At 58.3% G+C, this 4,098-nt stretch carries 5 protein-coding genes and 1 pseudogene; 4 read left to right on the forward strand and 2 right to left on the reverse strand.

Annotation, left to right across the window (positions count from 1 at the left end; genetic code table 11):
- From JCM25156_RS32640 to JCM25156_RS10180, 4 genes are all read left to right on the forward strand, one after another.
- Nucleotides 1-268, forward strand: a 268-nt coding sequence (locus tag JCM25156_RS32640; RefSeq protein WP_159104984.1) for a type ISP restriction/modification enzyme, incomplete at its 5' end; no start/stop codon positions are given.
- Between the two features lie 79 nt (nucleotides 269-347).
- A complete protein-coding gene (locus JCM25156_RS10170; RefSeq protein WP_025813000.1) occupies nucleotides 348-953 on the forward strand; it encodes a type ISP restriction/modification enzyme in 606 nt (201 codons plus the stop codon).
- Nucleotides 954-1,230: 277 nt separating this feature from the next.
- Nucleotides 1,231-1,785: a hypothetical protein gene (locus tag JCM25156_RS10175; protein ID WP_025813001.1), complete on the forward strand. Its 555-nt coding sequence runs from the start codon at nucleotides 1,231-1,233 to the stop codon at nucleotides 1,783-1,785.
- Nucleotides 1,786-1,836: 51 nt separating this feature from the next.
- Nucleotides 1,837-2,400, forward strand: coding sequence for an RES family NAD+ phosphorylase (locus JCM25156_RS10180; RefSeq protein WP_227000967.1), 564 nt, complete (start codon nucleotides 1,837-1,839; stop codon nucleotides 2,398-2,400).
- Nucleotides 2,401-2,690: 290 nt separating this feature from the next.
- Here JCM25156_RS10180 and JCM25156_RS10185 read toward each other — a convergent pair whose 3' ends face one another.
- The gene (locus JCM25156_RS10185; protein ID WP_025813003.1) at nucleotides 2,691-3,470 is read right to left on the reverse strand and encodes a segregation and condensation protein A; all 780 of its coding nucleotides are present in this window, start codon (nucleotides 3,468-3,470) and stop codon (nucleotides 2,691-2,693) included.
- Nucleotides 3,457-4,098 (reverse strand): annotated as a pseudogene (locus JCM25156_RS10190) (transposase); the annotation flags it as partial. The gene JCM25156_RS10185 and the pseudogene JCM25156_RS10190, both read right to left, overlap by 14 nt.

A 4,098-nucleotide genomic window follows, 5' to 3' on the forward strand; every position in this document is an offset into this window, starting at 1 on the left:
CAGGACAGGACAGGACAGGACAGGACAGGACAGGACAGGACAGGACAGGACAGGACAGGACAGGACAGGACAGGACAGGACAGGACAGGACAATTATACTCGATCAACAACAGAAGTACAAGAGAAGAATCTTGTTATTTGCATAGCCAGTCCGGGAGAAGACCGGCCTTTCTCAACAATGATGATATCCTGTACTCCGGACCTGCACCTTCTACACGGAGGCCAATGCTTTCCGATGTTTCTTTACGAAAAGGAGGACAGTCAATGAACCCCTCCCAGGGCAGTCTATTTGAACAGACACCTTCTCAACCACGTCTTGTACGACGCGAAGCCATCACAGATGAGGCTTGAAGCACTTTCAGGACGTCTATCCGGGCAAGGAAATCAGCAAGGCAGACTTGTTCTATTATGTCTATGGCCTTCTGCATTCGCCCGAATACCGGGAACGCTACGCAGATACCTTGCGAAAGGAGCTACCCCGCATTCCCCGCATGAAGACATATGAAGCCTTCAAAGCCTTCTCGGATGCTGGTCGCAGGTTGGGAGAAATGCACGTAAATTTTGATAGCCAGCCCATCTATGAAGGCGTGGAGATTGACTACGGCAAAGAACCACTGTCACCCGACAACTATCGGGTGACACAGATGAAATACGGTAAGAGCAAGAACAAAACCATCCTGCATTACAATGACCGCATCACTATCACAGGTATTCCCCTCGAAGCCTATGATTACGTGGTAAACGGCAAGCCTGCCCTCGACTGGGTAGTGGAACGTCAATGCGTGAAGACTGACAAGGCCAGCGGTATTGTCAATGATGCCAATGACTGGGCCACCGAAACTATGAACGATCCCCGCTATCCACTAGACCTGTTCCTGCGTGTCATCACGATCAGCCTGGAAACCATGAAGATTGTGAAGAACCTTCCAGCCCTGGAAATTCTGGACAACTGACAGGCTGCTAACAGGTCATGAAAGCATGACGTTAAACGCCATACCTTTACGAACTTATCGGGCTTGACAGATTTATCGAAAATGAGGAGGATACGGCAGGAGATACGCCATGCCCCGAGCAACTACATCCTCTTTCACCCCCCAATCGCGCCGTCTTGCGGCGAAAACGCGTAGCGGCGCTGTGGTTCTCAGCGCGCGCGGCGTGCAACCCGTTTCCATTCCTGTCGGACGCACTGCGCTGACATCTGTCGCCAGACAGGTGGGAACAGCACGCTCTGTGATCGAAAATCTCGGTCACGCGCTGGCGGAGACCCGGAAAACAGGACGTGGCGTCCGCTTTTCAGTCGAAGTCACGCCCGAAGGCACAGTCCGGATTGTGCACCCTCCAGAGAATCAGGACATTGCAGGCACGCAAGCGGCGGAGCGCACGTCCGGTAGCGGTCTGGCGCGCGCGAAGGCGCGTGGCAAGGCGCTGGCTGCCAGCATTCTTGCCCGTGAGGATATGGTGACGGCGGAAGAACTGGCGCGGCGCATGGGAACAACCCGTGTCACGGTGAATGCCCGTCGGCACGCTCGCCAGTTGATCGGCCTCGAAGGCCCGACACGCGGTTATCGTTACCCGACCTGGCAACTCGATCGCGACGGTCGTCCGTTCGCTATCATCCCGAACCTGTTTACCGCGCTTGGCGACAGTCCGTGGACCATTTACCGGTTCCTCACCCAGAAGCACCCTGAACTCGAAGGACGGACTGCGATCGCTGCTTTGGAGAAAGGAGAAGATAAACGCGTCCTCTCGGTCGCGGTCAGTATCGCCGAGGGCACCTTCGCGTAAATGTCGTCCGCAAGCCTACCCCCCAGCAACTTCGACCAAGCTGACCTCGCTATGACAACAGTACCAGCCGGTACCCGTTATGGGCGCATCCTGTTGCGGCGGTTTTCAGACACTCTGGGTTTCGGCAAGAACGAGAGCCGGTTCAGCGATCCTAGGGATCTGCCGCCACCTAAGCGGTTTGGGGTTCTTTATGTCGGCAGCACCCTGAAGGTTTGTTTCGTGGAAGCCATCCTGCGCGACAGTCGTGATGGCGTAATCGGAGAGCTTCTGCTCGCCGAGCAGGAAATCACCGACCGTGATTATGCAGAGATCGTGGTGGTCACTGATTTGCGGGTTGTCGATCTGCGGAGCGACAATCCCTTAAGGATGGGCATTCCCAGCGATGTAGTCGGCGGGTCGGACCAGCGTCCCGCGCGCCAATGGTCACTCGCACTCCATAACCATCCTGCCAAACCTGACGGTATTCTCTATCCCTCCCGATTGAATGAGGAAATCAATCTGGCAATCTTCGAACGTGCCATTCCAAAACTATCGGAAGCTGCCAGGATGAATCTTCATGGAATCTTCGCACTCGAAGATATTCTCGATCTCTTTCAGGTGGCCATCAGAGAGTGAGTAGTCGGAAGCAACGGTCATTGAAGAACTGCCACGACACGCGCAGCTTGAGGCGACGGTACAGTTCGGACAGCAACATATTGTCAATGCGGCACTATTGCCCCAGATGCCGACCTCTTTGAGGTCATAGGATACAACGAAAGCCAGGAAATTCTCTAGAAAAGGGAAAAGGCTTCCGCTACGTTGCAGAGCGGTGTATATCTCTGCGCTTGTGCTGCCTTCGGCTGCCGTGCATACCATTCCATCGTGCGCTGTCCCGCTCATTCCAAAGAGTCTGCAATCGCTACACATCAAGCCATGGGAAACACAACCGTATCGATCGATGCATTTCCCTGCCGCACCAGTTCCAGCCCAGCCACAAATGTCGCAGCTACAGCCGCTCGACGATCAATAGTCCTGTCCGGCCCGCTTAAATCCATCGGGGGTATGCACTCTTCCCATATATTGCGGAAGGTCCCGTTCGCTATTTTTTCGCGGACAAGAGCCAGCGCATCTGTCACACGCCAATATGCAGGCACATTGATCCGATAAACAGGAACAGAAATCTCAACTCGCGAAAGTTCCTGCTCAAGCACATTCAGGCAGGCTTCCATCAGACTGAAATACGTCCCCTGCCGTGCAGAAACACTGCTATCCGCACGTGGCCCGCCCCGCGCGAAAACTGACACGCCAAGTTGTGGCCTACCCTCCAGCCAGTCCGCCGCCGCGCGCATCTCCAGCAGCTGCTCGATCTGGCCGACCGTCCGGCGCGCCTCATTTTCGGCAAGCTGTTTTTCCGTCTGCGTCGCAAACAGCCGCCGCGAGCGCAGGAACACCAGCCGGGCGATCCAGATCACCCAGTCCGCGCGCTGCATGAGCGGCGTCGTCTGGGACAGCCGCTCCGCCTCAGCGACAAACTGGGCCGCCAGGTCCGCGATGGATAGCACACCCAGATCCAGACGCTGCCGTTCCGCCAGGTCCAGCAGTAGATCCAGCGGCCCGTCAAACCCCTCGACATGGAACTCGGGCACCGCCGGGCGCGGCAGCCGACGTGGCGGAGCACCCCAGTCTTCGTCCTCATCCAGATGCATCGGCAGTCTCTCCAGCGTCAGCGCGCGCGTATTGCGGCTGGATGTCGAACACCAGCTCTGGCCAGTCCGTCCGCACCCGCTCCAGCGCCTGCCATGGCGTCCATTCCGCCGACCAGAAGCGGTAGACCAGCCGGGCGCTGCGGCGGGCGCGTTGGTCGCGCACAGCTTCGACCTCAACCCGGCGCAACGGCAGCAACGTGCCCCAATGCGCCTGCAGCCAGACCACCGCCGTGCGGGAGTCCGACCCGGCTTCTAGAATGGAACCTGGAACCGGCACCAGCCGGTGCAGGTCAAACGCGCATGACGGCGTGCCTGCGGCCTGATGCGACAGGGCAATCCGATGCAGGCGTTCGGATGCCTGGCGCAGCAGCCGGGCCAGCGTCACCGCCTGCGCCCCCTTCCCCGCCATCGGCGTCAGCAGGCGCGCCTGTTCGTAGTCAAAATCCACCTGCCAGGGGATGATCCCCGGGCCCTGAGCCGCCGCCCGGAACCGGGCTACCGCGTCCACCGGACCGCTTACCGTGAGCGTCGTCCGGACCCAGTCCGGGGCGGGCGTTGTCGTGCGTCGATGCGCCGCCGTCCCAACTGGGGACTCTGGCGGGGACGCAGATTTTGCCGACGCGCGCGG

It is taken from the genome of Komagataeibacter kakiaceti JCM 25156 (genome assembly GCF_000613305.1).